Annotated in this window: 26 protein-coding genes; 12 read left to right on the plus strand and 14 right to left on the minus strand. The window is 71.5% G+C overall.

The window, feature by feature from the left end:
• Positions 1 to 13: 13 nt before the first annotated feature.
• Both cmk and der read left to right on the plus strand, forming a co-directional pair.
• Positions 14 to 670 (plus strand): (d)CMP kinase, encoded by a 657-nt coding sequence (gene cmk / locus ACFP1K_RS17105; protein WP_380753875.1) that lies wholly within the window; start codon positions 14 to 16, stop codon positions 668 to 670.
• Position 671: 1 nt separating this feature from the next.
• Positions 672 to 2096 carry a ribosome biogenesis GTPase Der gene (gene der / locus ACFP1K_RS17110; RefSeq protein WP_380753878.1) on the plus strand — a complete coding sequence of 475 codons (1425 nt, stop codon included), beginning with the start codon at positions 672 to 674 and terminating at the stop codon, positions 2094 to 2096.
• A 636-nt stretch (positions 2097 to 2732) separates the two neighbouring features.
• Here the strand turns inward: der and ACFP1K_RS17115 are convergent.
• Positions 2733 to 3380: a DUF1707 SHOCT-like domain-containing protein gene (locus tag ACFP1K_RS17115; protein ID WP_380753881.1), complete on the minus strand. Its 648-nt coding sequence runs from the start codon at positions 3378 to 3380 to the stop codon at positions 2733 to 2735.
• Between the two features lie 245 nt (positions 3381 to 3625).
• On the opposite strand from ACFP1K_RS17115, the gene ACFP1K_RS17120 reads away from it, so the two are divergent.
• Positions 3626 to 4066, plus strand: coding sequence for a VOC family protein (locus ACFP1K_RS17120; RefSeq protein WP_380753884.1), 441 nt, complete (start codon positions 3626 to 3628; stop codon positions 4064 to 4066).
• Between the two features lie 28 nt (positions 4067 to 4094).
• Here ACFP1K_RS17120 and ACFP1K_RS17125 read toward each other — a convergent pair whose 3' ends face one another.
• From ACFP1K_RS17125 to ACFP1K_RS17140, 4 genes are all read right to left on the minus strand, one after another.
• Positions 4095 to 5732: an MFS transporter gene (locus ACFP1K_RS17125; RefSeq protein ID WP_380753887.1), complete on the minus strand. Its 1638-nt coding sequence runs from the start codon at positions 5730 to 5732 to the stop codon at positions 4095 to 4097.
• Positions 5732 to 6412 carry an LppX_LprAFG lipoprotein gene (locus tag ACFP1K_RS17130; protein WP_380753890.1) on the minus strand — a complete coding sequence of 227 codons (681 nt, stop codon included), beginning with the start codon at positions 6410 to 6412 and terminating at the stop codon, positions 5732 to 5734. Before ACFP1K_RS17130 ends, ACFP1K_RS17125 begins: the two co-directional genes overlap by 1 nt.
• A 140-nt stretch (positions 6413 to 6552) precedes the next feature.
• Entirely contained in the window at positions 6553 to 6999 is a 447-nt protein-coding gene (locus ACFP1K_RS17135) for a DUF6157 family protein (protein WP_380753893.1), read from the minus strand.
• Positions 6996 to 7490 carry a MarR family winged helix-turn-helix transcriptional regulator gene (locus tag ACFP1K_RS17140; RefSeq protein WP_380753896.1) on the minus strand — a complete coding sequence of 165 codons (495 nt, stop codon included), beginning with the start codon at positions 7488 to 7490 and terminating at the stop codon, positions 6996 to 6998. The genes ACFP1K_RS17135 and ACFP1K_RS17140 overlap by 4 nt, the downstream gene beginning before the upstream one ends.
• A gap of 140 nt (positions 7491 to 7630) precedes the next feature.
• Between ACFP1K_RS17140 and ACFP1K_RS17145 the strand changes: the two genes are divergently transcribed.
• From ACFP1K_RS17145 to ACFP1K_RS17160, 4 genes are all read left to right on the plus strand, one after another.
• Positions 7631 to 8617 (plus strand): cation diffusion facilitator family transporter, encoded by a 987-nt coding sequence (locus ACFP1K_RS17145; protein ID WP_380753899.1) that lies wholly within the window; start codon positions 7631 to 7633, stop codon positions 8615 to 8617.
• Positions 8618 to 8747: 130 nt separating this feature from the next.
• Entirely contained in the window at positions 8748 to 9176 is a 429-nt protein-coding gene (locus ACFP1K_RS17150) for a CBS domain-containing protein (protein WP_380753902.1), read from the plus strand.
• Entirely contained in the window at positions 9173 to 9379 is a 207-nt protein-coding gene (locus tag ACFP1K_RS17155; protein ID WP_380753905.1) for a hypothetical protein, read from the plus strand. Before ACFP1K_RS17150 ends, ACFP1K_RS17155 begins: the two co-directional genes overlap by 4 nt.
• A 21-nt stretch (positions 9380 to 9400) precedes the next feature.
• On the plus strand, positions 9401 to 10213 hold the full coding sequence (locus tag ACFP1K_RS17160; RefSeq protein WP_380753908.1) for a maleylpyruvate isomerase family mycothiol-dependent enzyme: 813 nt from the start codon (positions 9401 to 9403) through the stop codon (positions 10211 to 10213).
• On the opposite strand, the gene ACFP1K_RS17165 is transcribed toward ACFP1K_RS17160, so the two are convergent.
• On the minus strand, positions 10201 to 10803 hold the full coding sequence (locus ACFP1K_RS17165; protein ID WP_380753911.1) for a TIGR03086 family metal-binding protein: 603 nt from the start codon (positions 10801 to 10803) through the stop codon (positions 10201 to 10203). The genes ACFP1K_RS17160 and ACFP1K_RS17165 overlap by 13 nt on opposite strands.
• A gap of 144 nt (positions 10804 to 10947) precedes the next feature.
• On the opposite strand from ACFP1K_RS17165, the gene ACFP1K_RS17170 reads away from it, so the two are divergent.
• Both ACFP1K_RS17170 and ACFP1K_RS17175 read left to right on the plus strand, forming a co-directional pair.
• Positions 10948 to 11535, plus strand: a complete 588-nt coding sequence (locus tag ACFP1K_RS17170; RefSeq protein WP_380753914.1) for a putative glycolipid-binding domain-containing protein — start codon at positions 10948 to 10950, stop codon at positions 11533 to 11535.
• Positions 11536 to 11678: 143 nt separating this feature from the next.
• Positions 11679 to 12533, plus strand: coding sequence for an SAM-dependent methyltransferase (locus tag ACFP1K_RS17175; protein ID WP_380753917.1), 855 nt, complete (start codon positions 11679 to 11681; stop codon positions 12531 to 12533).
• On the opposite strand, the gene ACFP1K_RS17180 is transcribed toward ACFP1K_RS17175, so the two are convergent.
• From ACFP1K_RS17180 to ACFP1K_RS17190, 3 genes are all read right to left on the minus strand, one after another.
• Positions 12530 to 13246 (minus strand): hypothetical protein, encoded by a 717-nt coding sequence (locus ACFP1K_RS17180; protein WP_380753920.1) that lies wholly within the window; start codon positions 13244 to 13246, stop codon positions 12530 to 12532. The genes ACFP1K_RS17175 and ACFP1K_RS17180 overlap by 4 nt on opposite strands.
• A 163-nt stretch (positions 13247 to 13409) precedes the next feature.
• Positions 13410 to 13607: a DUF397 domain-containing protein gene (locus tag ACFP1K_RS17185; RefSeq protein ID WP_380753923.1), complete on the minus strand. Its 198-nt coding sequence runs from the start codon at positions 13605 to 13607 to the stop codon at positions 13410 to 13412.
• The gene (locus ACFP1K_RS17190; protein ID WP_380753926.1) at positions 13598 to 13786 is read right to left on the minus strand and encodes a hypothetical protein; all 189 of its coding nucleotides are present in this window, start codon (positions 13784 to 13786) and stop codon (positions 13598 to 13600) included. The genes ACFP1K_RS17185 and ACFP1K_RS17190 overlap by 10 nt, the downstream gene beginning before the upstream one ends.
• A 308-nt stretch (positions 13787 to 14094) precedes the next feature.
• On the opposite strand from ACFP1K_RS17190, the gene ACFP1K_RS17195 reads away from it, so the two are divergent.
• Positions 14095 to 15582, plus strand: a complete 1488-nt coding sequence (locus ACFP1K_RS17195; RefSeq protein WP_380753929.1) for a hypothetical protein — start codon at positions 14095 to 14097, stop codon at positions 15580 to 15582.
• Here ACFP1K_RS17195 and ACFP1K_RS17200 read toward each other — a convergent pair.
• On the minus strand, positions 15579 to 16097 hold the full coding sequence (locus ACFP1K_RS17200; RefSeq protein WP_380753932.1) for a GNAT family N-acetyltransferase: 519 nt from the start codon (positions 16095 to 16097) through the stop codon (positions 15579 to 15581). The two genes, ACFP1K_RS17195 and ACFP1K_RS17200, sit on opposite strands and share 4 nt — an antisense overlap.
• 34 nt (positions 16098 to 16131) lie before the next feature.
• Positions 16132 to 19197, minus strand: coding sequence for a helix-turn-helix transcriptional regulator (locus tag ACFP1K_RS17205; protein ID WP_380753935.1), 3066 nt, complete (start codon positions 19195 to 19197; stop codon positions 16132 to 16134).
• A 166-nt stretch (positions 19198 to 19363) separates the two neighbouring features.
• Here ACFP1K_RS17205 and ACFP1K_RS17210 point away from each other — a divergent pair, with 166 nt between their 5' ends.
• Positions 19364 to 19867 (plus strand): RICIN domain-containing protein, encoded by a 504-nt coding sequence (locus tag ACFP1K_RS17210; protein ID WP_380753938.1) that lies wholly within the window; start codon positions 19364 to 19366, stop codon positions 19865 to 19867.
• Positions 19868 to 19934: 67 nt separating this feature from the next.
• On the opposite strand, the gene ACFP1K_RS17215 is transcribed toward ACFP1K_RS17210, so the two are convergent.
• The 3 genes from ACFP1K_RS17215 to ACFP1K_RS17225 form a co-directional block, all read right to left on the minus strand.
• The gene (locus tag ACFP1K_RS17215; RefSeq protein ID WP_380753941.1) at positions 19935 to 20858 is read right to left on the minus strand and encodes a hypothetical protein; all 924 of its coding nucleotides are present in this window, start codon (positions 20856 to 20858) and stop codon (positions 19935 to 19937) included.
• Positions 20859 to 20863: 5 nt separating this feature from the next.
• Positions 20864 to 21196, minus strand: coding sequence for a PadR family transcriptional regulator (locus ACFP1K_RS17220; protein ID WP_380753944.1), 333 nt, complete (start codon positions 21194 to 21196; stop codon positions 20864 to 20866).
• 99 nt (positions 21197 to 21295) lie between these two features.
• Complete coding sequence (locus tag ACFP1K_RS17225; protein ID WP_380753947.1) at positions 21296 to 24604, minus strand: S8 family serine peptidase; 3309 nt, start codon at positions 24602 to 24604, stop codon at positions 21296 to 21298.
• Between the two features lie 357 nt (positions 24605 to 24961).
• On the opposite strand from ACFP1K_RS17225, the gene ACFP1K_RS17230 reads away from it, so the two are divergent.
• Positions 24962 to 25216 carry a Smr/MutS family protein gene (locus ACFP1K_RS17230; protein ID WP_380753950.1) on the plus strand — a complete coding sequence of 85 codons (255 nt, stop codon included), beginning with the start codon at positions 24962 to 24964 and terminating at the stop codon, positions 25214 to 25216.
• Positions 25217 to 25244: the final 28 nt, after the last annotated feature.

The following is a 25244-nucleotide window of genomic DNA, read 5'->3' on the forward strand; positions in this document are numbered from 1 at the left end:
AGAGGGAGATGCCGTGACCGCACTGGTCATCGCCATGGACGGCCCTTCGGGGTCGGGCAAGTCGAGTGCGTCGCGCGGCGTGGCGCGCGCCCTCGGGCTTCGCTATCTCGACACCGGGGCGATGTACCGCGCGATCACGTGGTGGATGCTCCACCACGGCGTCGACCTGACCTCGCCCGCCGAGATCGCCGCCCGCGCCGCCGAGCCCGAGCTGACCCTCGGCGTCACCCCGGACGAATCCTCCGTGACCGTGGACGGTGCCGACGTCACCGCCGCGATCCGCACCGCCGCGGTCACCGCCGCGGTGTCCGCGGTGAGCGCCGTCCCCGAGGTGCGCGCCCGGCTGGTGGCCGAGCAGCGGGCCCTGATCGGCAGCGGGGACATCGTGGTCGAGGGCCGCGACATCGGCACGGTGGTGGCGCCGCAGGCGCCGGTGAAGGTCTACCTCACGGCCAGCCCGGAGGCCCGCGCGCGGCGCCGCACGGCCGAGCTGACCGGTACGACGGTGGAGGCTCAGCGGGCCGCCATGGCCCGCCGGGACACCCTGGACTCGACCCGCAAGGCCGACCCGCTGGTGATGGCCGCCGACGCGATCGAGCTGGACACCACGGAGCTGAACCTCGAAGAGGTCATCGCCGAGGTGCTGAGACTTGTTAAAGAACGGACGTGACGTGACGGAGGAGTACTCCGAGGAGACCGGCTGGATCGCCGACCATCTCGCGGAATTCGAGGACGACGGCGACCTCTCGCCGGAGGAGCCCGACTCGGGCCCGATGCCGGTCGTGGCCGTCGTGGGGCGGCCGAACGTCGGCAAGTCCACGCTGGTCAACCGCATCATCGGCCGCCGCGAGGCGGTCGTCGAGGACGTGCCCGGGGTCACCCGCGACCGGGTGACCTACGAGGGTCTGTGGCGTGGCCGCCGGTTCACCCTGGTGGACACCGGCGGCTGGGACCCCGAGGCGAGCGGCATGGCGCTGCGCATCGCCGAGCAGGCCCAGGTGGCGGTCGAGCTGGCCGACGTGATCCTTTTCGTCGTGGACGCCACGGTCGGCGTGACCGACGCCGACGAGGCGGTCGCCGGCGTGCTGCGCCGCGCGGGCAAGCCGATCGTGCTGGCCGCCAACAAGGTCGACGACCAGCGCATGGAGCTGGAGGCCGCGTCGCTGTGGTCCCTCGGCCTCGGCGAGCCCCGCCCGGTGTCCGCGCTGCACGGCCGGGCCAGCGGTGACCTGCTGGACCTGCTGCTGGACGCCATGCCCGACGCGCCGCCGCAGCGTTTCGGCGCCGAGCGCGGCCCGCGCCGCGTGGCGCTGGTCGGCAAGCCGAACGTCGGCAAGTCCTCCCTGCTCAACAAGCTCGTCGGGGAGGAGCGCGTCCTGGTCGACCCCGTGGCGGGCACCACGCGCGACCCCGTGGACGAGCTGGTCGAGCTCGGCGGCAAGACCTGGCGTTTCGTCGACACCGCCGGCATCCGCCGCCGCGAGCGCGAGCTCAAGGGCGCCGACTTCTACGCCGGGGTCCGCACCAAGGCCGCCCTCGACCGCTCCGAGGTGGCCGTCGTCCTGATCGACGCCTCCGACGTGCTCACCGAGCAGGACCTCCGCATCATCAGCATGGTCATCGAGTCCGGCCGCGCCATGGTCGTCGCGTTCAACAAGTGGGACCTCGTCGACGAGGACCGCCGCTACTACCTGGAGAAGGAGATCGACCGCCAGCTCGTCCGCGTCCCCTGGGCCCTGCGCGTCAACATCTCCGCCAAGACCGGCCGCCACGTCGACCGCCTGGTCCCTGCCATCGAACGCGCCCTGGACTCCTGGAGCACAAGAGTCCCCACCGGCCGCCTGAACGCCTTCTTCTCCGACATCCTCGCCGCCACCCCACCCCCCGTCCGCAGCGGCAAGCAACCCAAGATCCTCTTCGCCACCCAACCCACCACCGAACCCCCCAAGTTCGTCCTCTTCACCTCCGGCTTCCTGGAGGACACCTACCGCCGCTTCCTGGAACGCCGCCTCCGCGAAGAATTCGGCTTCGCCGGCTCCCCCGTAGAAGTAACCATGAAAATCCGCGAAAAACGCGGCGCCCCCAAACGCAAGTAACCCCACCGGAACGCCTCAAGTCCACCACGCCGCACGGCACCGGCCGCAAGGCCGCCCGTGCCGTGCGGCCGGTGCCCCCGCCCCGGGGGAGGGGAATCGGCGCCGGGTCGGCGGGACGTGGTACGGCGAATACGGCGCCGCCGTACGGCGGGAAACCCGGGAGCGCTGAACGCCAGGGGGAATGGTCCTTGCGGAGGACGCGCTTCGCGCGAAGGACGCAAGGGCTGTGTTCGAGCGGGGGACACCCCCGCACCCCCGAGCCTGCCGGCCCGTCCCCTCCCGCCGTCTTGGCTCCTCCACTCCAGCATCAACCGCTTACCCCTGCGCGCCACATCCGCACTGACCCGGGACTACCTGTTCCGGGCCTGGTCGGCAGGACAGAACTCGGCGTCGCCAACGGCGTTCTTCTTGATGAAGCAGACGACAAGTCGTTGAAGCGGTCACGTTAGCGGGGGCCGACGGTTTCGGGCACCGCGGCGCTGATCCGAGCCCGGCGACCCCGCCAACACCAATGGCCGTGGCGGCACCTTGAACACCAGTCGCGCGGTGATCGTCATAGATGCTCTTAATGCTGGGCAGGGTCGGCGTAGGAGACCCCGGCGACCGCCCTCGCCGGGACAGATCACAACGATGGACTCAACCGCCCGCAGAAAGGGACGTGGGCCTGCGCAGCAGCCACTGCCCGAACGTCCGGCGCGGGGGCCGCACCACCACGCGGCCGTGGACCTTCTGGCCGACCAGCTCCACCCGTAGAGTGACCGGCGCATCAGGGTGCATCGGAATCCGACGGTACTTGACCCCGCTGTGCACCAGCTGCAGGCCATCGGTGTCGATCACGATGCCCGGCCTCGTGACCAGCGTCAGGGTCTTCCCCGTCATGCCCACGTCGATCCGCAAGGTGTCGTGGGTGATCACTGCTTCGGTGAAGTCGAGCGTCACCTCGCAGAACGTCACCGCGAGCTCCAGCCGCCGCGGTACCACCCAGCGCCCCACGCGCTCGATCGCGCCGCTGTGGACCTGTTCGATCCGGACCACGTCCTTGACCTCTGCTCCGGCCGCGCCGGCCGTGGCCGACGGCAGGTCAGCGGTGAGCACGGTCAGTTCGCTCAGAGTCCGCGCCGACAGGGCGGCTTCCAGGCGCTCGTCCAACTCGTCCGCGGTCAGCAGGCCGTCCCCCGCCGCGACACGCAGCACATCCACCACCCGGTCCCGGTCCGCGTGCGAGGCCCGCAGCTCGGGCGACGAGCCGGAGGGCTTCCCGGTGGGCGAAATCTCTCCCGACATGCTTCCGTCCTGGTCCTGTCGAACCTTTCCGCGCGACGCAGGCAGCGGCGTGAGTAAAGACTAACGCCATATCGCGACCTGGATCCCGGGTGCCGAGGACCTTGATCCTCTGCTTGGCCCGGCAGAACCGCCGGCCCGGCGAACGCCGCACCAAGATGTCGTGGTGAATGTCGAGAACGGCTTGGCGGTTCCGTCTCAGGGGCAGATGCGGTCGCTGTGGCCGCATCACACCAAGGAGAACAAGCATGACGATCCAGCGCATGGACAACGTCCTCATCGTTGTCGACGACCTTGACGCCGTTATTTCGTTCTTCGTCGAACTCGGCATGGTGCTGGAGGGCAAGGGGCCGATCGAGGGACGCTGGGTGGAGCGTGTCATCGGGATCGACGACGTCCGGCAGGACGTCGCGATGCTGCGGACCCCGGACGGCCACGGCCGGATCGAGCTGGCGATGTTCCACACGCCGAAGGCGATCGGCGCCGAGCCGCAGGACGCACCGGCGAACACGCTGGGCATCCGTCGCATCATGTTCGCCGTCGACGACATCGAGGACGTCGTCGCCCGCCTGCGCACCCACGGCGCCGAGCTCGTCGGCGAGCTGGCGCAGTACGAGGACAGCTACCGGCTCTGCTACGTCCGCGGCCCCGAGGCCATCGTCGTCGGACTGGCCGAACAGCTCAGTTGAAGGCAATCGCCGTACCACGTCTCGCCATCTATGAGGCCGCGCCTTCCGCACGGTCAAGAGAGTCCGGGCGGCGGGGGAGCGCCAGAGCGGTGAGGGCGGCCAAGGCGCACAGGGCGGCGGTCAGCAGGAAGATCTCGGTGTATTCGGTGTGGAGGGCCTCGTTGACCTTCGCCGTGTAGGCGGCGAGGCGGCGGGCGTATTCGGGGGGGTCGACGCCGAAGGGGAGGGGGGTGTCCAGGTCGGCGGTGAGGGACTGGAAGCGGTGGAAGCCCCAGGCGGAGAGGGCGGCCACGCCTAGGAGCATGCCCATCATGCGGGCCACCACTATGGAGGCGGATGCCACGCCGTGGCGGTCGGCGGGGGTCACCCTCAGCACGGCCGACGACAGGGGGGCGATCACGAGGCCCAGGCCCAGGCCGGCGATCACCAGGTCGGCGTCCACGCGGGGGACGCCGAGGGGGTGGACGGCGGCGGCCGGGTCCAGGGGCCAGCGGGAGATCAGCAGGTAACCGGCGGTCGCGATCAGGAGGCCGGCCACGGCGACGGCCCGCTCGCCGAAGCGCCGGGCCAGGACGCCGCCGAGGAAGGCGGCCACCGCGAGGGCCACGAGGAACCTCGCCAGCACCAGCGCGCCGCCCACGGCGTCCGTGCCGAGCAGCGTCTGCGCCACCAGCTGCATGTCGATCAGCGTGACCATCAGCGCCGCCCCGGCCAGCAGGCTGGTGCCGAGCGCGGCGAGGAACGGGCCCCGGCGCACCCCGGTGAGGTCCAGGATCCTGGTCCGCGCCCGCGCCTCCCACACCCCGAACGCGACCGCCGCGACCAGCCCGCCCACGAGCGCGGGCACCCCCCAGGGCGGCAGCACGGCCTTGTCCGGCTCGGGGTTGTACAGCCCCGCCACCAGCGCCCCGAGCGCCAGCGCGAGCAACAGCCCGCCCACGAGATCCACCCGCCCCCGCGCCCGGCCCGCTTCCGTGCCGGAGGACGGCGGGGGGGCAGGTGGGGGGACCGTGCGGTGGACGGCGACGGCGGCGGCGAGAGCCAAGGGGAGGTTGACCCAGAAGATGCCGCGCCAGCCGATCACCCCGGCCAGGCCCGCGCCGTAGAGCGGTCCGAGGACGCTGCCGAGTTCCTGGGCCGCACCCACCGCGCCGAGCGCCAGCGGCCGGGCGTGCTCGTCCCACAGGTCGCCGATCAGGGCCATCGTGATGGGCAGCAGCGCGCCGCCGGCGATGCCCTGGAGCGCGCGGCCGGCGGTCAGCATGGGGATCGAACCGGCCAGGGCGGTGACGGCCGAACCGGCGGCGAAACCGGCCAGGCACGCCTGGATCAGCGGGCGGCGGCCGTACCGGTCGGACAGCTGGCCGAGCAACGGCATCGCGGCCACGTACCCGAGCAGGAAACCGGTCACCACGGGCGTGACCCGCTCCAGCCGGTTGAGCGGCACCCCGGCGTCCCTGGCGATGTCCACCAGCACGGTGACCACGACGTACGCGTCCAGCGCGGCCAGCAGCACCGCCGTCCCGCCCACGCCGAGCGCCGCCCGCCGCGCGGCCCCGGCGCGCGAGCCGGGCAGCAGGCGGGACTCCACGGTCGCCTGGGTGTCCCCGGGCAGCCGGGACTCGACGGTGGACAGGGACTCGGGGTCCGGGCCGGGAGTGCTCATCAGGTGGCGGGGGCGGTGATCTCGACGGGCTTGTCGTAGTCGGTGAAGGTGACGGTGACCGTCCCGGCGGTCGCGCCGTCCCCGAGCGGCAGACTCGCCTTCAGCAGCCGCCCGTTCGCCTTGTCGACCCAGATCTTCGCGGCCACGGCCTGGTCGACGCCCGGGATGAGCGCGGCGACGACCGGCTGGGACAGGTTCGCCGCGACGCGGTACGCCGCCGCGCCGTCCACGGACTCCTCGGCCTCGGTCTTCGGGCCGGACGCGGTGGACAGCAGATGGGCGACCCCCTTGTCGGGGTTCAGGATCACCGACGGGTCGTACAGCGCGGCCAGCTGCTGCCGCGTCATCGTCTGGTACCCGCCCGTCGGACCCTTGAAGTACACCTTGTCGCCGATCAGCACGAACGCCATCTCCTGCAGTGTGCCGAAGACGTTCATGCGGATGGTGCCCTCGGCGTCCGCCTCCTTGGTCAGCGACCCCTCGGCGTGCTGCACCGGCACGGGCGGCTTGCCCTCGGTCTCGATGGTGAACCCGACCGTCTTCACCGACCCCATGGCCTGCGCGGACTTGCGCAGCAGCTCGCCGCCGTCCGGCAGCGTAGCCCCGGCCTCGGGCGCCGGGGACGTGCACGCCGCGACGGCGAGTACCACGGCGAGCAGCCACCCGAGGGCCACGGCCATGTGAGCGGACGGTGACCCTCGGAGCGGACGTACGGGGACCCGGGTCCCGGCGAGCGACGTGTGCACAGCCCGGATGCTAGCCACCGGCACCCCATCCGCAGAGGTGTTCGCCGGTATCGGTTCGGTGAAACAGGGACAAGTCACCCGCGGCGGGTACGCATCGCCTTGACGACGGTCACGCCGGGGACCTCCCCGGCGACGATCCGCCGGTACTCCTCCGACTCCACCGGGCACAGCCGCACCCGGCCCTCCCCGTCGAACAGCAGCCCCCAGCCGTGCCGCTTGGGCAGCGGCGACGCCCGCAGGCACGCCTGGGACCTGGAGAAGAACTCGTGCCGCAGCCGCGGACGCTCGCCGGCGGCGGGCTCGGGCTCCTGCCGCCGCAGCCACGTCTCGAAGAGCACGTCCTCCTGGGTCAGGGCGCCGGGGCCGGCGGAGAGCATGGCGTACTGCACCATGGCGATCGTCGGCCTGCCGGTGCGCGAGGTGGGCACCTCGGCGTGGCCGGCCGGGCAGTCGTCGGAGACGGCGATGAGGGTGTCGTAGTAGTTCAGCCCCACGGCCTCGTGACGCGGGGGCCCGCTCACGTGCGCTCCTCGGCGCGAATGCGCAGCAGGTGCGCGACGACAGGGGTGTACGCGACGTCCAGCGCCTTGACCAGCTCGGGGGTGAGGCGGTCGATGAGGTGGTACCGGACGTTGGCCACGTGCATGGGCGCCACCCGCTGGATGGTGTCCCAGCCGTGCTCGGTCAGCACCGCGAAGGTGCCCCGCCGGTCGTCCGGGCAGCTCTCCCGGCTGACCAGCGACGCCGCCTCCATGCGGGCGATCTGGTGGGACAGCCTGCTGCGCGACTGGATGGTCGCGTCGGCGAGGTCGCTCATGCGCATGCGATGGAGGGGGCTCTCCGAGAGGTTGACAAGGATCTCGTAGTCGTTCAGCGACAACCCGAACTCCTGAAGTTCCCGGTCGAGCCGGTGTTCGAGGAGCTTGTGGGCGGCGAGATGCATCCGCCAGGCTCGCTGCTCCCCAGAGGACAGCCAGTTGGGGTCGAGGTCGTCGGGTTCCGCCGTGCTCATGGTGGTGAATCTATATCCCGTGGGGCCTATCCTGACCGGCGGATCCATGTGAACTCCCCGGCAGACAGGCCGTCAGCCACGGGGGAAAACTTTCCCTCCGTCGCCGGTAGGCCGCCGGACGCCGGGGAAGGGACCGGCAAATGAGCGAAAACCGGCAGGAAGAGCAGGATTCGCAGGGCTCCGAGAGCCTGCTCACCGTCGTCATCGCGGCCGCGGTCAACTTGGTGATCGCGGTGGCCAAGGTGGCCGCCGGTCTCCTCAGCGGCTCGGCGGCGATGTTGTCCGAGGCCGCCCACTCCTTCGCCGACACCGCGACCGAACTGCTGCTGGTGCTCGCGGTACGGCGCGGGGCGCGTCCGGCCGACGACTCCCACCCGTTCGGCCACGGCAAGTCCGCGTTCTTCTGGGCGCTCATGGCGGCCGGGGCGACGCTGGTGGTGGGGGCGGGGTTCTCGATCACCCACGGCGTGCAGACCATCCTGTACGGCGAGGAGCTGGCCGACCTCACGGTGTCCTACGTCGTGCTGGCCGTCGCGGTGGTCCTGGAGACCGTGTCGTTCCTGCGGGCGCTCCGGCAGATCCGCGGCGAGGCCCGCCGTTGGCGGGTCAGCCCGCGCGACTACGTGGCGATCACCTCGGACACGGCGGTCAAGGCCGTGCTGTTCGAGGACGCCGCCGCGCTGGCGGGCATCGTGATCGCGGCGGGCGGGCTGTTCGGGTACCAGCTCACCGGGTCGCCGTTGTGGGACGGCGCCGCGTCCGTGCTGATCGGCCTGCTGCTGCTCGGCATCGCGCTGTACCTGATCAGGGCCAACGCCTCGCTGCTCATCGGCCAGGCGGCCCCGCCGATGCTCCGGGACGCCATCCGCGCCGAGCTGGACTCCCGGCCCGAGGTGGTGGAGACCGTCGAGCTGCTCACCATGATGCTCGGGCCGAGCGACATCCTGGTCGCCGCGAAGGTCGACTTCGGCCACGAGTACACCGGGGACCGCCTGGAGGAGGCCGCCGACCGGGTGGAGCGCGCGATCACCGGCAGGTGGCCCGAGGTGAGCCACGTCTTCCTCGACCCCACCCCCGGGCGGGCGGCCCGGCGCCGCGCCGCGGAGGCGGACGGCGGGGCCCCCTGACCGAGCGCATACCCTGCGTCAGGTTTCACCACAGCGCTTTGCCGGTTCAGAGGCTTAACGACGGCATCGGGTGGGGAAGTCAGGAGATACCCTTTCCGGTCCCGCACAACCGTGTACGAGGTGGTGCCAAATGCTCATCAGCTCGATCCTGCGACGCAAAGGGGGCGCGGTGGTGACCGTGCCGCCGCAGTCGACCGTGACCGACCTGCTGGCCCTGCTCTCCGAGCAGAACATCGGCGCGGTGGTCGTCTCCGAGGACGGCGAGTCCATCGCGGGCATCGTCTCCGAGCGCGACGTGGTCCGCCACCTGTACCAGAGCGGCCCCGCCGTGCTGACCAAGCCCGTGTCGGCCATCATGACGGCCACCGTCCGCACCTGCGGTCCCGACGCCAATGTGGAGGACCTCCGGCACATAATGACCGACCACCGCATCCGCCACGTTCCCGTGGTGGACGAAGGTCACCTGGCGGGCATCGTCAGCATCGGTGACGTCGTCAAGAGCGCCATCGAGGAGCTGGAGGCCGAGAAGGCCCACCTGGTGGGCTACCTCCACGGGTGAGGACCTCCTACATCCTCACGCTCTCCGTCCCCGCCGCGGACCTGCGCGTCCGCCTGGCGGAGATCCCCGGCGCGGTCTTCGTCCGCGAGCTGCCGCCGGACCGCGTCGTCGTGGTGCTCGAATCACCCGCCGGCCGTCCCGCGTTGTCCCACCTCCCCGGCGTCGCCGCCGTCCAGGACGATCTTCCCCGTCGCCTCCACTGACGATGTGGCAGAGTCGGCGTCATGGTGATCTTTGATGATCTGGTGGCGGAGCAGGACCGGTTCGAGTCCGTACTGGCGGGCCTGACCCCCGCCCAGTGGCTGTCCCCGTCGTCCGCCGAGGGCTGGTCGGTGACCGACGTCGTCCTGCATCTGGCCCAGGGGGAGGAGGGCGTCACGGTCAGCGTGGCCGGTCCCGGCGCGGACGGGTTCCCGGTGTTCGGCGGCCCCGGCGAGGAGCCTGGCGCGGCCCGGACGTCCGGCACGGGTGCAGCCCCGGCGTCCGGCGCGGGGCCGGTGTCCAGGGTCGGTGTGGACGAGCTGATGGACCGCCTGGTGCGGGACGAGCGCGCCGAGCCCGCGGCCGTCTTCGCGCGCTGGCGCACGGCCCGCGCCGCCGCGATGGCCGCCCTGCGCGCCGCCGACCCGCACCGCCGCCTTCCGTGGGTGGCCGCCCCCATGCGTCCCGCCGCGCTGGCCACCACCCGCCTCGCCGAGCACTGGGCCCATGCCCTGGACATCACCGTCCCGCTGGGCATCGACCTCCCCGACACCTCCCGCCTGCGCCACGTCGCCTGGCTGGCGCACCGCACCCTGCCCTACGCTCTCGCCCTGGCCGGTGAGCCCGCCCACGAGGTCTGCTGCGAACTCACCTCCCCCGACGGCACGGCCACCTGGAGCTTCGGCCCCCCCGACGCCGAGTCGTGCATCACCGGCCCTGCCGCGGCCTTCTGCCGGGTGGCCGCCCAGCGTCTCGCCTCGGAGGCGTCGGGCCTGAAGACGTCAGGCCCCCACGCCGCCACCGCCCTGCGTCACCTGCGCACCTACGCCGCCTGAGCAGGCCGCCAGCCCGGGTCGCGTCCCGCGAAACCGAGCAGGCGGTCGAACGCCGGGGCGTCCCCGGGGATCTCGATCACCGGCCCGAAGAGCCCTTCGCGGCCGGCGGCCTGGTCCGGCTGGGCCGTGGCGGCGGTGAACGCGAGCACCGCCTCCGTGCTCGCCGGGTCGCAGGTGAACGACTGACCGGTGGCCCGCGCCAGATCCCAGCCGTGCAGCACCACCTCGTCCAGCGCCACGATCCCCATCATCTCCCCGGGCATCGTCACCCCGGCCACCTCGGTCATCCCCTCCCAGGCCCCCGGCTCCCGCCACGCCTCCGCCAGGGCGGTGAGCCGCCCAGGCAGCACCTCCCGCCACCGGGGGTCGAGGTGCTCGGCGGTGGCCTTCCCCGGCGCGGAGACGTCGCCTTCCCGCTCCTCGTGCGGCGTCTTGCGCGCTCCCCAGGCGAAGGCCAGCGACAGGCCCATGATGTGGTCGAGCAACGCCGCGACCGAGTAGCCCGGACACGGCGTGGGCCCGGTCAGGTCGTCGCCCACCCCGTCCAGCAGCCGCACGATCTCCCGCGCCGCCGGCCCCAGATCGATCATGGATTCGTCCTCTCCTTGGAAACCGCTCCGACGCCGCGAACCCGGACGGAGTGATGATGATCGTATGAGGGCACCGTACGGAACGGTTTCCATGCCCGGCAACGACGGCCCGCACTTCCCCCGAGTTCCATGCAGCATCAGGAGATGACCGGCACCACGCTTTTCGCCCCGCCCCCGCTCACCGCCGCCTGGCGGCACCTGGACGCACGCACGGGTTTCGAGGTGGCCTACTTCCACCCGCTGCCCGGCGGCCACCGCGTCGAGGGCTGCACCACCGCGGTCGAGGACGGCCACACCTGGATCGTCGAGTACCGCATCGACCTGACCCCCGCCTGGGCCACCCGCACCGCCCACGTCACCTGCCGCACCTCCACCGGCACCCGGCACACCATCCTGGAGTCCGACGGCGAGGGTCGCTGGCGGGTGAACGGCGAGCACGCCCCCCACCTGGACGGCTGCCTGGACGTGGACCTCGAGTCCTCCGCCATGACCAACACCTTCCCCGTCCACCGCCTGACCCTCCCCGTGGGCGCCGAGGTCCAGGCCCCCGCCGCCTACGTGCGAGCCCTGGACCTCACCGTGGAGCGGCTGGAGCAGCAGTACGTCCGCACCGCCGACCCCGGCCGGCGCTACGACTATTTCTCCCCGGCGTTCGGCTTCGCCTGCCGCCTGACCTACGACGAATCCGGCCTGGTGCTGGACTATCCCGGCATAGCCGTGCGTGCGATATGACATGGTTCGATATGAACCAACACATTTGTCCTGACCCGTAGTCATGACCCGGTGCTGCAAAAATCCTCTTCGGGTCACCCGGGGGATAAGATCTACTATGGTGTGGATTCCGTTCGCTGGAAGACTATTTACAGGGACAGCCGGTGTCTGGAGCAGGGCAAGACTGGAGCTGGACGAAGTCTGAAGACCGCATCCCCCCCGAGGTCGACACCTCGAAGCCGAGCATCGCGCGCGTCTACGACTACTTCCTGGGCGGCAAGGACAACTTCGCCGTCGACCGGGAAATCGCCGAGATGGTCTTCAAGATCGATCCCAATGCCGCGGAAACCGGTCACGCCAACCGCGGCTTCCTGCGCCGGGTGGTCCGCCACCTCACCGCCGAGGCGGGCATCCGCCAGTTCCTGGACATCGGATCGGGCCTGCCCACCCAGGGCAACGTGCACGAGGTGGCCCAGGCCGTCGACCCGCTTACCCGCGTCGTCTACGTCGACAACGACCCGATCGTGCTCGCGCACGGCAGGGCCCTGCTTGCCACCAACAACACCACCACGGTCATCCAGGCCGACATCCGCGAGCCGGAGTCGATCCTGAACGACCCGAAGGTCCAGGCGTTCATCGACTTCGACGAGCCCGTCGGCCTCCTGCTCTTCGCGATCCTGCACCACCTCGGCGACAACGAGGACCCCGAGGGCATCGCCGCCCGCTTCCGCGACATCCTCCCCTCGGGCAGCTACCTGGCGGTCTCCCACTTCTTCAACCCCGGCGAGGCGCACCCCGAGGTCTCCAAGCAGGTCCTCGAATCCGAGCGGATCTGCAACGAGAAACTGGGCACCGGCCGCTGGCGCACCCAGGACGAGATCCAGGCCTACTTCGGCGACTTCGAGATGGTCGACCCGGGCCTCGTCCCGCTGTCGGAATGGCGCCCCGACCCCGAGGACCTCGTCCACCAGGGCTCCACCTACTACACGATCGTCGGCGGCCTCGCCCGCAAGCCCTAACCGGCCCAGGTCGTGTAGCTGATCGTCAGGACCGGCCCGCTGGAAACGGCGTCGACGGTGACCAGCGCGACTCTCTTCTCGTCGGTGCTGACGCACATCCGCGACCCCACCCCGAGATCGCCGAGGGAGACGCGGGCGACACGGCCGTCCTCCCGGGCCAGGGCAATCTTGCAGGAGGCGTAGTCTCCCGGCTCACCCCGGGAGAGGAGCGCCACGGTCCGCTCGTCGGAGTCGAACGTGTGGACCTGGGTGTCCTCAATGATGATCTCCGTCCGGCCGCCCGCGTCGGGCTGGGAGTCCACGCCCCACTGTTCGACGATCGGGCCGTATCCCCGGTACCCGCTGTCCAGGTCGATCTTGTCCGTCTCGGGCTTGGGAAAAGACGAGGGCGGCCCGAGCGCGAAGCCACGTCCGGACAGCACCACCCGCGGGTCCCCCGGCGCACCGCTCACCGGCGGAGAGGACGACCCCGCCTCCGGCGTCCGGGGAGGGGCTGTACCGGCCTCCGTCGCCAGAAAGAGGGCGACGACGGACAGAACCAAGGCGGTACCCCCGGTTATCACTCCGACCACGAATTGAAGTCGCTCCATTGACTGCCAGAACTTCGTACCATTTCCCGCCCGGTGGTGTTTCCGCCACAGGGCGAAGAAGATGCCTGCCGCGACCAATACCAGAACGCAGGCGACGATGCCGAGGATCTGCTGGGCCGTCATTCAATCTCCAGGTCTGCGCACTCGGGTTCGATCTAGTAGTCGGGTTATCTTCCCGCACATATCGTGACCATGAGGGCATTTTCCAGGAGACGTCATTAGCGACAAAAACGACCGAAAGGTTCGTAGTTAACGAATGCGACGAATCGGACGTCGCGCGGGATCGTTAATCGAGTTCACCCCTCCTGACGCTGCTCACGAAGGCCTGCCACTCGGTGGGGTCGACGAGGAGCGCCAGGCCGTTCTGATGCTTGCTGTCGCGCACGGCGATCACGCGGGGGAGGTTGGTGGCGACCTCAACGCACTGACCGCCGTTGCCGCCGGAGAATGATGACTTTTGCCAAAGGGCGGCGCTCACGTCCATTCCTGCCTCGCTTCCTCGATCATCTTGAGAGATATGCGCTCGGGGTGGGCCCACAGCCGTATCGTTTCGTACCGCTTTTGTAGGGACAGTACGGTGTCGCGGTCGCTTGTGACATGGCCGGTGGCGGAAGAGTCCACATGAATGGTCGTCGGCCGGTTGTCCGTCAGCTCGGCGATCATGAATGCACCCATCATCCCGGCGAGGCACTGACGCCGACGCCGACGCGCACTGTCGCATCCCCGCATCCCGGATCCCTGCACCGCCGCCCCACCGCATCCCCGCGCCGCCCCCCATTCCCGGTGTCGCCGGTGTCGTCGGCCGGGACGCCAGGTGCCGACCGTGGCGTGTTGAGTATGCGGGTACTCATGTGGGGCACGGTCGTGGGCCGGAGCATGGACGGGTGAATCCACGTGTCGCCGGTCGACTTCTGATGGCTCTTGTTCTGTTCGCGACGCCTGCTGAGTGTCAGCCGGCGGAGCCTGAGGTGATGGCGTTTCAGTGCCAGGTGAGCAACAAGGTCGACAGTGACACGATCGGTTTCAAGGCCGCGGTGGTGACGGTCGCGCTGTCGGCGGCCAGTGGGTTCGCGATGTTGAAGGATCCGGCGGGTGGGAAGCCGCGGTACGCGGCGGCGCTGGCGTACGGGCTCGGGGGTGGGGCGTACGCGGGGGCGCAGGTGGGGGTCAAGTTGCCGCAGGTGGCGGGGCGGTGGTCCACCGAGTTCACCAGGGGGGTGGAGGCGTCGGTGGTGGGGGGAGCGCGGGTGGGGTTCATCTATGAGAGCCCTGACGAGGGGGCCATGCGGGCGGTGCTGGACCGGACGTGGCCGCCGGCGGGGTGGAACCGGATGACCGTGGAGCTGGGGGCGACCGTCGCGGGGACCGGTGAGATCGGCGTGGGGGTGCTGGCCGGGCTGCGGGTCGGGGGAGAGGTGAGCACGGCGGCCGAGCTGACGGTGTACCCGGGGAGCGGGATGTCGGTGGCCAGGGCGTGGCGCGGGACGATCGCCGCCGGGTCCGGTGGCAACGGGCCCTCGCTGCTCGGGCTGAAGGGCGGGTGGGAGGGCACGCTGGCGGTGTCCTACGTGCTGCGGTTCGACGCGGACACGGTTCCGCGGCAGCTCAGCGTGGTGACCGAGACGCGGGCGGGGGACGAGCTGGTCCAGACGACGCGCATCCTCGATCTGCGGGTGCGCCGGAACGCGGCGCTGCTGGAGCGGGCGTGGCCGGACCTGCTGGTCAACCCGTTCCCGGCGGTGGCGCACGGCGCGGGGATCTTCCTGACCTCGGCCGCCGAGTCGCTGTGGCGGCGGATGGAGACGGCGGGGACGAAGGTGCGCGCGGTGTACGCGCTGACGTCGCAGGAGCAGGAGTACGCGCTGGCCTACAGCCTGTTCGGCGGCTCGCTGCAGACGGGAACGCTGGACAGCAGGCTCCGGTCGATCGCCATCACCAGGGCGGGCGTCGAGGTCCCGCAGAAATGCGTCGCCGTCCCGGCACCCTCGCGCCCCCCGCTCCAGCACCCGGCCGAGCTCCTGATCCTCCCACCCGCCTGCCTGCCCCCCACCGACCCCACCCCCGCGCCCTCTCCCAGCGGCCCGCCCACGGCGGACGCCACTCCCGAGGCGACGGCGACGGACCCGGGCGCGGCGACGGACCCGGGTACGACGGCGGGACCGGACACGACCCCGGACCCGGGTGCTACGCCGGGCCCGGACGTGACGCCCACCGGGGACGTCACCCCGGACCCCGCGACAGGGGCGGGCTGCGGGCAGGTGACCTCGCCGTCCCCGCCGGAGTCGCCCACACCCACCGGCACGCTCACCCCGACGGACACGCCGACCGATACACCCACCCCGACACCTGCGACCACCGATACTCCCGCGCCGAGCCCGACCACCGCGGGGACGTCCACCCCCTCCACGGGCGCGACGGACGAGCCCACCGTCTCCTCGCCGCCGCCGTCCTCCGGCTAGCCCTCGCGCAGCCGCTTCTCGAAGAGGGTGACCGGGTAGCGGGAGCCGCGGGGCAAGGGCTGCTCGCCGGCCTCGGTGTAGCCCGCGTCGGTGTAGTAGCGGCGCAGGCGGGCGTTGCTCGCGGCGCAGTCGAGGCGGGCCAGCGTGCGGCCGGACTCGGCGATACGCCGTTCCGCGGCGGCGAGCAGGACCCGGCCGGAACCCGGGGGAGCGGCGGAGCGGTCGACCATGAGGCGGTGGATGTAACCGGCGGACGGCGGCTGGGCGCCCCAGGTCAGGGGGTCGTCCCACCACAGTTCCCAGGCGCCGGCCAGTGCGCCCCTGTCCGCGCGGGCCAGCCACACCTCGCCGAGTTCCATGCGCTTGAGGAAGTGGCCGAGCCCCATGTCACCGGGCCGCCACTGGACGATGCCCCGGGCGGCCTGCCACCGCGCGGCCTGGTCCCGCAGGGCGACCAGTGCCGCGGCGTCCCCCTCGCCCGCGCGGCTGAACGACAACGACATCCCCTCGGCCACGGCTCGGTACCTTACCGGCGCGGACGGGGCCTTCTCACAGGTGGGGACCCGAGAGGCGGTGCACCATGGCGGCCGCCTCGACCCGGCCGGTGACGCCCAGCTTGGCGAGGATGTTGGAGACGTGGACGCTCACCGTCTTCGGGCTGATGAACAGCGACGTGGCGATCTGGGAGTTGGACCGGCCGTCGGCCAGCAGCACGATCACCTCCCGCTCCCGGTCGGTGAGCGCGAACCGCTCCAGGGGATCCGCCGCGGACGGCCCGGCGGGCGGCTCCGCGGGCGCCGCGCCCGGCGTGAAGGCGAGCCGGGCGCGGCGGACCAAGGCCCCGATGTCGGCCGACAGAGGTGCCGCGCCGAGGTCCCCGGCCAGCCGGGCCGCCTCCTCGGCCGCGTCGCCCGCGCCGCGCCGCTCACCCACCGCGCACAGTGCCTCCGCGAGCCGGAACAGGCAGTACGCCAGCAGGTACGGCTCCCCGGCCCCCCGCCATGCGGCCACCGCGGCCTGCCACTCCGGGCAGAGCCCGCCGAGGGGGGAGCCGGGAGCGTCCACGTAGCCGGGAGAGGAGGGGGTGCCGTCAGGACCGTCCACGCCGCCGGGGCCGGGAGAGGTGGGGGTGCCGCCGGACGCGGGGCCGGGGACGATGCGGGTGCGTTCGGCCTTGGTGAGGAGGGCGTAGCCGCGGGCGGGGGTGGTGACCGTGGGGACGGTGGCGGCGATGGACGCCAGGGGGTCGGCGGGGGAGGGGACGGGGGCGCGGCGGGCGTGGGCGAGGAGGGCGCGGTCGGCGGCGATACGGGTACCCAGCCAGACCAGGGGCCACGAGTAGCGGCCGAGCCACAGGGAGTTGTCCGCCGCGAGCGCGTCCATGACCGTGTCGAGGGCCTCGTCCAGGTCACCCGCCAGGCGGTGGGCCTCGGCCAGGGTGAAGGCCAGGGGCTGGTGGAACTGCGGGTCACGGGAGCCGCTCGCGAGCCTCACGGCGCGCCCGGCGATCCGGGTGGCCTCCTCCCGCCGCCCGGACAGCACGGCGAGCTGCGCGGACTGGTCCAGCAGGGTCGCGGCGAACAACCCTTCCGGCTCGCCGCGCAGCGCCTGCGCGATGGCCTGCTCGGCCTCCCCCCACCGCCCGAGCCGCATCATCGGTTCCACCAGGTTCCCCGCGAGGTAGGTGCCCGAGTGGCGGGTGTGACCGGTCCGCCGGGCCAGCTTCAGCCCCTGCGTGGCGCTGTCCATCGCCTCCTGGTGCAGGCCCAGCATCTCCAGCAGGTCGCTGTGGTTGTTCCACGCCCGCATCGTGGTCTCCACGGCCCCGATCCGCTCGGCGAGCCGCCGCCCTTCGTCGATCATCCGCATGCCGGGCTCGGTGTCCCCGAGGGCCGCCTGCGCGCTGCCCAGCGTGACGAGGGACTCGGCGTGCTCGACGTGCGCGCCCACCGCGGCGGCGACGGCCACGGCGCGCGCGGCGATCTCCGCCACGTGCTCGGACATGCCTTCGGCGAGGTGGGCCCGGGCCAGCGACGTCAGCAGCACGGCGTGGGCGTACTCGGAGGGCTCGGACGGCAGCAGCGCGAGGGCGGAACGCAGCAGCGCGATGTCCTCCTCGGGCTGCCCGAGGTCGCGCAGGGCGCGGGCGCGGCGTTCCATGAGCAGCGCCCGCCGGGACGCCGAGCCGTCCTCGCCGAGGTCGGCGAGCGCCTGCTTCAGCAGGGCCAGCGACCGGTCCACCGACCCGGCCCGCAGGGCGGCCTCGGCCGCCGTCGCCAGCACCTCGATGACGTCGGTGCCGGTCAGCTCCGCCGCGTCCGGCACCCGGGGCCACACCTCCAGCGCCCGCTCCAGATGCGTGAGCTGCTCCGCCGGCGCGTACCCCGCCGACGCCTCCGCGGCGGCGAGCAGCGCGGGCAGCGCGGCCGGCAGGTCCAGCGCCGCGAGCCAGTGGTGCGCCAGCGCCGCGGGCACGCCGGACGGCTCGGCGGCGAGACCCGTGTCGGCGGACAACGCCCGCGCGTACGCGACGTGCCATCCGGCCCGTTCCCCCGGCAGCATGTCGTGGTACACCGCGTCCCTGGCCAGGGCGTGCCGGAACTCGTAGCCCTGGCCGCCCTCGTCGACCAGCAGCAGGTGGTTCTCGACCAGTTCCCGCAGTGCCTCGAACAACGCGGACGGTTCCATCCCCGCGACCGCCGCGAGCAGCCGTTCCGGCACCCGCCGCCCGGCCACCGACACCGCGCGCAGCAGCCGCCGCGCCGTATCCGAGCGGGCCTCGACGCGGACCAGCAGCAGGTCCCGCAGCGAGGGGGACAGGCCCGCCGCGTCGCCCCCGTCGCGGACGATCCCCACCATCTCTTCGATGAGGAACGCGTTCCCCTCGGAGCGGTCCAGGACCAGGTCGACCGTGTCGGTGCCGGGGGGACGGCCGAGGATGGCCGCCACCTGCACCTCCACCTCGACGCGGCCGAAGCGCGGCAGTTCCAGGTGGCGCGCCTGCCGCATTCGCACCCACCCGCTCAGCAGCGGCCGCAGGGGGTGCCTGCGGTCGATCTCGTCCGAGCGGTACGTGGCGACGAGCAGGACGGGCACGTCGCGCAGCGCCCGGGTCAGGTACGCCAGCAGGCCGAGGGTGGAGTGGTCCGCCCAGTGGAGGTCCTCCAGCACCAGCATCAGCGGCCGGGCCGCGCCGAGCCGCTCGATCATGCCGAGCACCAGTTCGGGCAGCTGCGCGGCCTGTCCCGTCCCCTGCCCGGCGACCGGCTCGACGACGGAGAGCAGCGGGGAGAGCGGGTCGCGGGCGGGTCCGAGCCAGCGGTTCAGCTCCTCGGGCGACGCCGACCGGGTCAGGGCGCGCAGGGCGTCCACCAGCGGCGCGAGCGGCAGGCCTTCGGGGCCGAGTTCCACGCAGTGACCGGTGAGCACCCGCATCCCGGCCTCCTCGGCGGCCGACGCGGCCTCCTCGGCCAGGCGGGTCTTGCCCACCCCCGCCTCACCGCCCACCAGCACGAAGCCGGGGGTCCCCGCCCGGGCCGCGGCCGCCGCCGCCGACAGGACCGCCAACTCCTCCTGCCGCCCGACGAAGACCGGGCTGACGACCGTCGCGCGCATGCCGTCACCCTGGCACCCTAAGGACCGCACTGTACAGATCTGAGGTATGACAAAAGGCTTAATTAGGGTGGCTGCCCGAAGTGCCGGCCCTGCCTTACTCAATAACGTTCATTTCACACGCCAAGCACATCTACCACGGGGGAATACCCCAAAGGGGGCAACTGAAATGCGCGTTATCGGAAAGGCCATGGCGATCGGCGCCCTGACCGTCGCGGCCCTGCTCGCCGCCACCTCCGGCCCGGCCCAGGCGGCCAGCACCTTCACCATCCGGGTGGTGCCGCTGTCCAACCCGTTCCTCTACCTGGACGTCGACCACGCCCAGACCGGCGACGGCGCCGGCGTCATCGTCTGGTCGCGGTCGGGCAACAACCAGGTGTGGACGTTCCAGCCGGTCGGCGCCGCGTACCAGATCGTCAACCAGCGCAGCGGCAAGTGCCTCCAGACCAACGGCCCCGGCACCCAGCTGGTGCAGTGGCGCTGCAAGGGCACCGGCAACCAGCTCTGGAACACCGACCTGACCCCCAACTCCATCACCGCCCACGCCATCTGGAACGCCGACAGCGCGGTCTACATGGACGTCAGCGGCAACGGCGGCGCGGGCTCCCCGGTCATCGGCTGGTACCCCAACGGCGGCACCAACCAGTCGTGGCTCGTCGGCTTCGGCAGCTGACACGACAAACGGAAAAGGGTCCCGCGGAGACGTCCGCGGGACCCTTCCCGCGTTCACCCGCCGCCGCTCAGCCCTGCCGCCCGGCCCCGCCGCTCAGTCCCGTCGCCGGGCTCGGGGCCGCCGCCGGGCGTGCGGTGGTGAACCGCAGCGAGACGGCGGCGCCCGCGAGAGCGATGGCGACGCTGCACAGGGCGCTCGCCGCGACGGTCGTGAAGAACCGGGCGGACTCGCCCGGAGCGCCCATGCCGACCAGCACCGCGGACGGCACCCAGCCACCCACGATCAGAGCGGCGCAGGCCACGTGGATGTAGGCCATCAGGCGCGGGCCCCACGACAGTCCGGGCGCCTCCCGCGTCAGCAGGTACAGCAACAGGCCGACCTCGATCACCATCGGGGCGAAGAAGCCTCCTGTGATGGCGTTGCCGAGCGGTCCCACCGGGAAGCCCACGTCGAAGCGCGACATGCTGATCTGCAGGTAGACCGGGCCGAGGGCGCCGAGGGCGAGGAAGGGCGCGGCCAGCAGCACGGCGGCCGTCGCCGGGTGCGGCCTGCGCGCGGCGTTCACGACGGCCTGCGCGGCGGGCGGGAGGAACGCGAGGACGGCGAGGTAGGCGGCGGCGTCGAACGCCGCCGCCGCCACGGAGGCCAGCACGTCGGCGAGCGGTCCCGCGGCGGAGGCCGCCGCCCACCCGCCGTCCAGGCTGGGAACGTGCCGGATGCCGGGGTTCCAGAGGAGCGTCAGGGCGAACGTGCCCAGCACGAAGATCATGATGGACCCTTTCTGCGCGGACGGCGCGGGCGCGGGTCCCCGGCGGCCAGGGGCCGTGATCATGCGCCGGTGCGCCCAGGCGTCGGCCGCCGCGAGGACGAGGTCCGCCAGGGTGTGGATCCGCACGGGCCGCGACGCGATCAGGTCCCGCATCTCGTCCCCGTAGCGTGCCCGCCAGGTACGGGGGTACAGCCGGAGCACCACGGCCGCGAGCCGTCGCATGGCCATCACGCCGGCCCCAGGGCCGCGGGCCCGATCCTCTTCACGCCGGTCTCGCCCACCCGGCGCAGCGTTGCGAGCTGCTCGCTGAGGGCCTCCCGTCCCGCCGGGGTCAGCCGGTACGGCCGCCGCCGGTCGACGATGGGCAGGGCCTCGATCCAGTCGCGGTCCTCCAGGCGCATCAGCGCTCCGTACAGCGTGCCGGGCTCCAGGACGGTTCCGGAGAACGCCTCGATGTCCTGGATCATCCGGTATCCGTGCTTGGCGTCCTCGGCCAGGCTGATCAGCACGAGCAACGCGACGTCGGTGAAGCGTCCCAGCTCTGCTTGGCGACGGCCCATGGCTCCCCCCTCCGCTCGTACTCAGTTTCACTTACTAAGTGAGAATGAGCAAGAGGGCAAAAAGCGGGGCCGGTCGGTGACCGGCCCCGCCTGGGCGTGCTACTGGACGGTTATCTTGTCCACTTCCAGGGTGATGCCCTTCACCTGTGGAGTGGAGGTGGCGGTGGTGATCGAGCCGACTCCGGTGGTAACGCCCTTCACCTTCATGGTGTAGGTGAGCGTGCCGCCGGGGGCGCCGGGGGTGCTGGTCACGCGGTAGTCCTCGACCGGCGGGCCGGAGATCTGGTCACCGGCCGAGCCCTCGGCGTTCTCGGCGCCGACGGTCAGGCCGTAGGCCGCGCCGGGGTCGCCGGGGAGGTTGCCCGGGTCGTAGGTGTAGGTGATGTCCTCGGCGCCGTTGACACCGATCCACTGCTGGAACACCTTGAGGTTGTTGGTGCCCCACAGGTTGACCCGCCATTCCAGCACGAGCCAGGTGTCCACGCCGTCGGTCAGCGTGGCGGCGAAGACGCCGGGCGTCCCGGTGCCGTCCAGGTCGGTCCAGTACGGCGCGAGCGTGTTGTTCGGCGGTGTCGGGTCCGGCAGGGTCTGCGGGATGAAGTCGACGTCCGCCGCGCTCGTCGTCCCACCGGCGACCGAGTAGCCGTTGGAGGTGACGCCGATGCGGTTGTACGTCGTGCCCGCGTACACGTAGCCGGGGACGTTGAAGTTGAGCGCCTGCTCGTCCCCGATGGGCACCGGGGTGATGCCGAACAGGTCCAGCGGGAGGTAGCCGGCGGGGCTGGTGCCCGGGGCGATCTCCGGCCGGTCCGGCTGGCGGCCGGGCAGGTCCTTGGTGACGGTCGCGATCTGCGAGCCGACCTTGGTGGCACCGGTCACGCTGTTGAGGCGCAGCTTGCTGTCCAGGGTGGACAGGGCGGTGACCGAGGTGTCGTTCAGCGTGGTGTTCTGCACCGTGACGGTGCAGGTGGACTCACCGGTGTTCTTCGGGATGGTGCTCGGGGCGCAGGTCTGGTCGACCGGCACCGCGCCCTCCTGGCGGAAGAACGCGACCGGCAGGTGCAGGTCACGGCTGCCGCCGACCTGCTTGAGGTCCACCTGCCCGAAGTACTGCCCGTCGGGGACCTCGGGAGCGGTGATCGCCACGGTCAGGTTGACGCTCTTGCCGGGCTTGACGGTGAACAGCGGCGGCACCACCACGATGCTGGCCCCGCTCGGCGCCTTGCCGGTGGCGGTGTAGGTGAGCGTCTTGTTGGTGACGTTCTTGACCGTGCGCTTGGCGGTGATGATGCCCGGCATGGTCGGCGCGTTCACCGACGGCACGTTCAGGTCGATCCGGTTCAGCGGGTCGGCCGCCGAGGCGGCGTAGTTCGCGGCGGTCTCGTCCAGCGTCAGGCCGGGGTCGCCCGCCTTGGTCAGGTCGATGCGGCCGCCGCCGTAGTCGAACGGGTCGGCCGGGGTGACCCGGTCCTCCTTCTTCACGCCGGCGGTCTTGGCGGTGGTCTCCAGCGCCGACTTGACCTGGCCGGGCGTCCAGTCCGGGTGCAGCGCGAACAGCAGGGCACCCGCTCCGGCCACGTGCGGCGAGGACATCGAGGTTCCGGCGATCGCCTGGAACAGGTTCCCGGGCGGGCCCTCGAGCGGGGACTCCGGCGTCGGGGTGCCACCGGCCAGGATGTGCAGGCCGGGCGCGGTGACGTCCGGCTTCAGGAAGTCGCCGGCCGGGCCGCGCGACGAGAACGACGTGATGACGTCGCCCTGCCACGTCGTCTTGGCGCCCTGGGCGAACTTCGCGGTCGCGCCGGGGTTGGCCGCCAGGAAGTTGACCAGGGTGGTGCTGTCCGGCTGGTCGATGTGCACCGTCGGCAGCCAGTGGTTGTCGGTCATGATGTCGAGCGGGGTGGAGTTGTACAGGATCATCCCGACCGCGCCGCCCTGCTTGACCGCGAAGCCCTTCAGCACGCGGTTCGGGCCGCGCTGACAGGCGACGATCTTGCCGGTGAACAGGCCGGCCGGCGGTGTGCTGAGGCACAGCGGGTCGGAGTACGGCGCCGCCGAGGACGAGACGATCGGCGTCGCGGTGGGGACGCCCGCGGTGATGGTGGCGCCGGACACGGTGGCGGTGGCGCCGCCGGTGCCGGTGAGCGTCACCGTCGAGCGGAAGGTCCGGCTCTGGGTGGAGGCGGCGACGGTGGTGACCCACGGGCTGTGGTGGTCGGTGGTCGCCGCGCCGGGGCCGGAGTTGCCGGCGGAGGCCGAGACGAACACGCCGGCCGCGTAGGCGTCGAGGAACGCCAGCTCGACCGGGTCGCTGTAGGGGTCGCTACCGCCGGAGATCGAGAAGTTGATCACCCGGACGCCGTCCAGGATGGCCCGCGCGACGGCAGCCGCGGAGTCGGACGGGAAGCAGCCCTCGGCGCCGCAGACCTTGTACACCGACACGGCAGCCGCGGGGGCGATGCCGGCGATGGGGCCGCGGTTGATGCCGAGCGGGTTGGCGTTGGCGACCGGCCCGCCCGCCGAGGTGGTCGAGGTGTGGGTGCCGTGGCCGTTGGAGTCACGGGCGCTGTCGGGGTACACCTCGCCGCCGAACACGGCGTTGTAGGTGTCCAGGAACGGCGCGCCGCCGATCAGTTTGCGGTTGCAGACGAAGACATCGGTGGCCGGGGTCAGCGGGTTGTCGCCGAAGTCGCAGACGCGGGGAGTGCCGTCCTTGGTGGGCGGGACGGCGGGCAGGGTGCCCGGGTCGGCGAACGACGGGTGCTCGGGCCAGGCGCCGGAGTCCAGGCTGCCGTAGATGACGCCCTTGCCGGACTTGGCCTTGCCGCCCAGCTGGTTGTAGATGGTGGGCGCGCCGATGAAGTCCCCGCTGGAATCGGTGAGGAGCTTCTGGATCTTGTCTTCCTGCACGGCCGCCACGCCGGGCATCTTCAGCAGCTCGGCCGCCTTGTTGGCGGGGAGCCGTACCGCGATGCCGCCGAAGACGGTGCGCAGCTTCTGGCCGGCCCGCGCGCCCGGGACGCGCGCGCCCAGCTGGCCGAGGAACTTGTTCTCGACACCCTCGATGTACTTGGTGTACTCCTTGGCGGCCGAGCTCTTTATGTCAAGGCTCTTACCGGTCGCCTGCGGGCTGGTGGCCTCCAGTCCCTTCAGGCCGCCCTTGTACCCGGCGAGGGAGTCGTAGTCGAGCTTGACGACGACGTTCACGGGGTTGGTCGATGTGGCCTTGAACAGCGCCGTGTCGCTCTTGGCCAGCTTGCCGCTCGGGGACTTGGCCCCCTGGACGACATCGGCCACGCTGAGCGGGGTCGCCTTCCACTTGCTGGTCGAGGCGGTCGCGGGACTCGGGGTCGGTTCCGCGGACGCGGGTGCGGCCGGGCTCATCACACCGACGACTACGAGACTCACGCCCACCGCCGTCATACGGCGTGTTCTGGATAAGAAAGTGGGCAAGGGCTTGCTTGGCACGACACCTCCTGGAGAGCCGCTGGGACTCGCCGCCACCAGGGCATGGAGGAGTCGCCACCCGTCGACGGGCACGGGAAGATGACCCCGCCCTCCCCGTCGGGCGACACGTGCGTGGCCGCCCTCTCCATGAGCGACCCAGCACGTGAGGGAGTCTAGATGCGATGCCAGTCGCCGCCTAGATCGTGACAAGGACTGAACTGCGGCAATATGTGACCAAATATGGACACGTTCCGGTTAATCGGTGTGATCGGTGCAGTTAGAAGAACGTTCCAAACCGGGGTGGCTAGAATCTGCCGGGTGAAGCTGAAGCTCGATCTGCACGACATCTACAACCGGGGCGATCAGATCGACCGTGCCCTGCGCGACATCATCCAGGAGGCGGTCCGGATCAAGGCCACTGAGGTCGAGATCATCCCCGGCAAGGGCTCCGGTCAGCTCAAGAAGAAGGTGCTGCGCTTCCTGGACCAGAAAGAGATCAAAGCCCTGTACCACCGCATCGACAAGGACGCCAAGAACCACGGCCGCCTGTTCGTCTACTTCCGGTGGAAATGATCAGCGAAACCCCTGGCGAGGGCGGCTA

This window comes from Sphaerisporangium aureirubrum (assembly GCF_042658925.1).
In the GTDB taxonomy this organism is placed as follows: Bacteria; Actinomycetota; Actinomycetes; order Streptosporangiales; family Streptosporangiaceae; genus Sphaerisporangium; species Sphaerisporangium aureirubrum.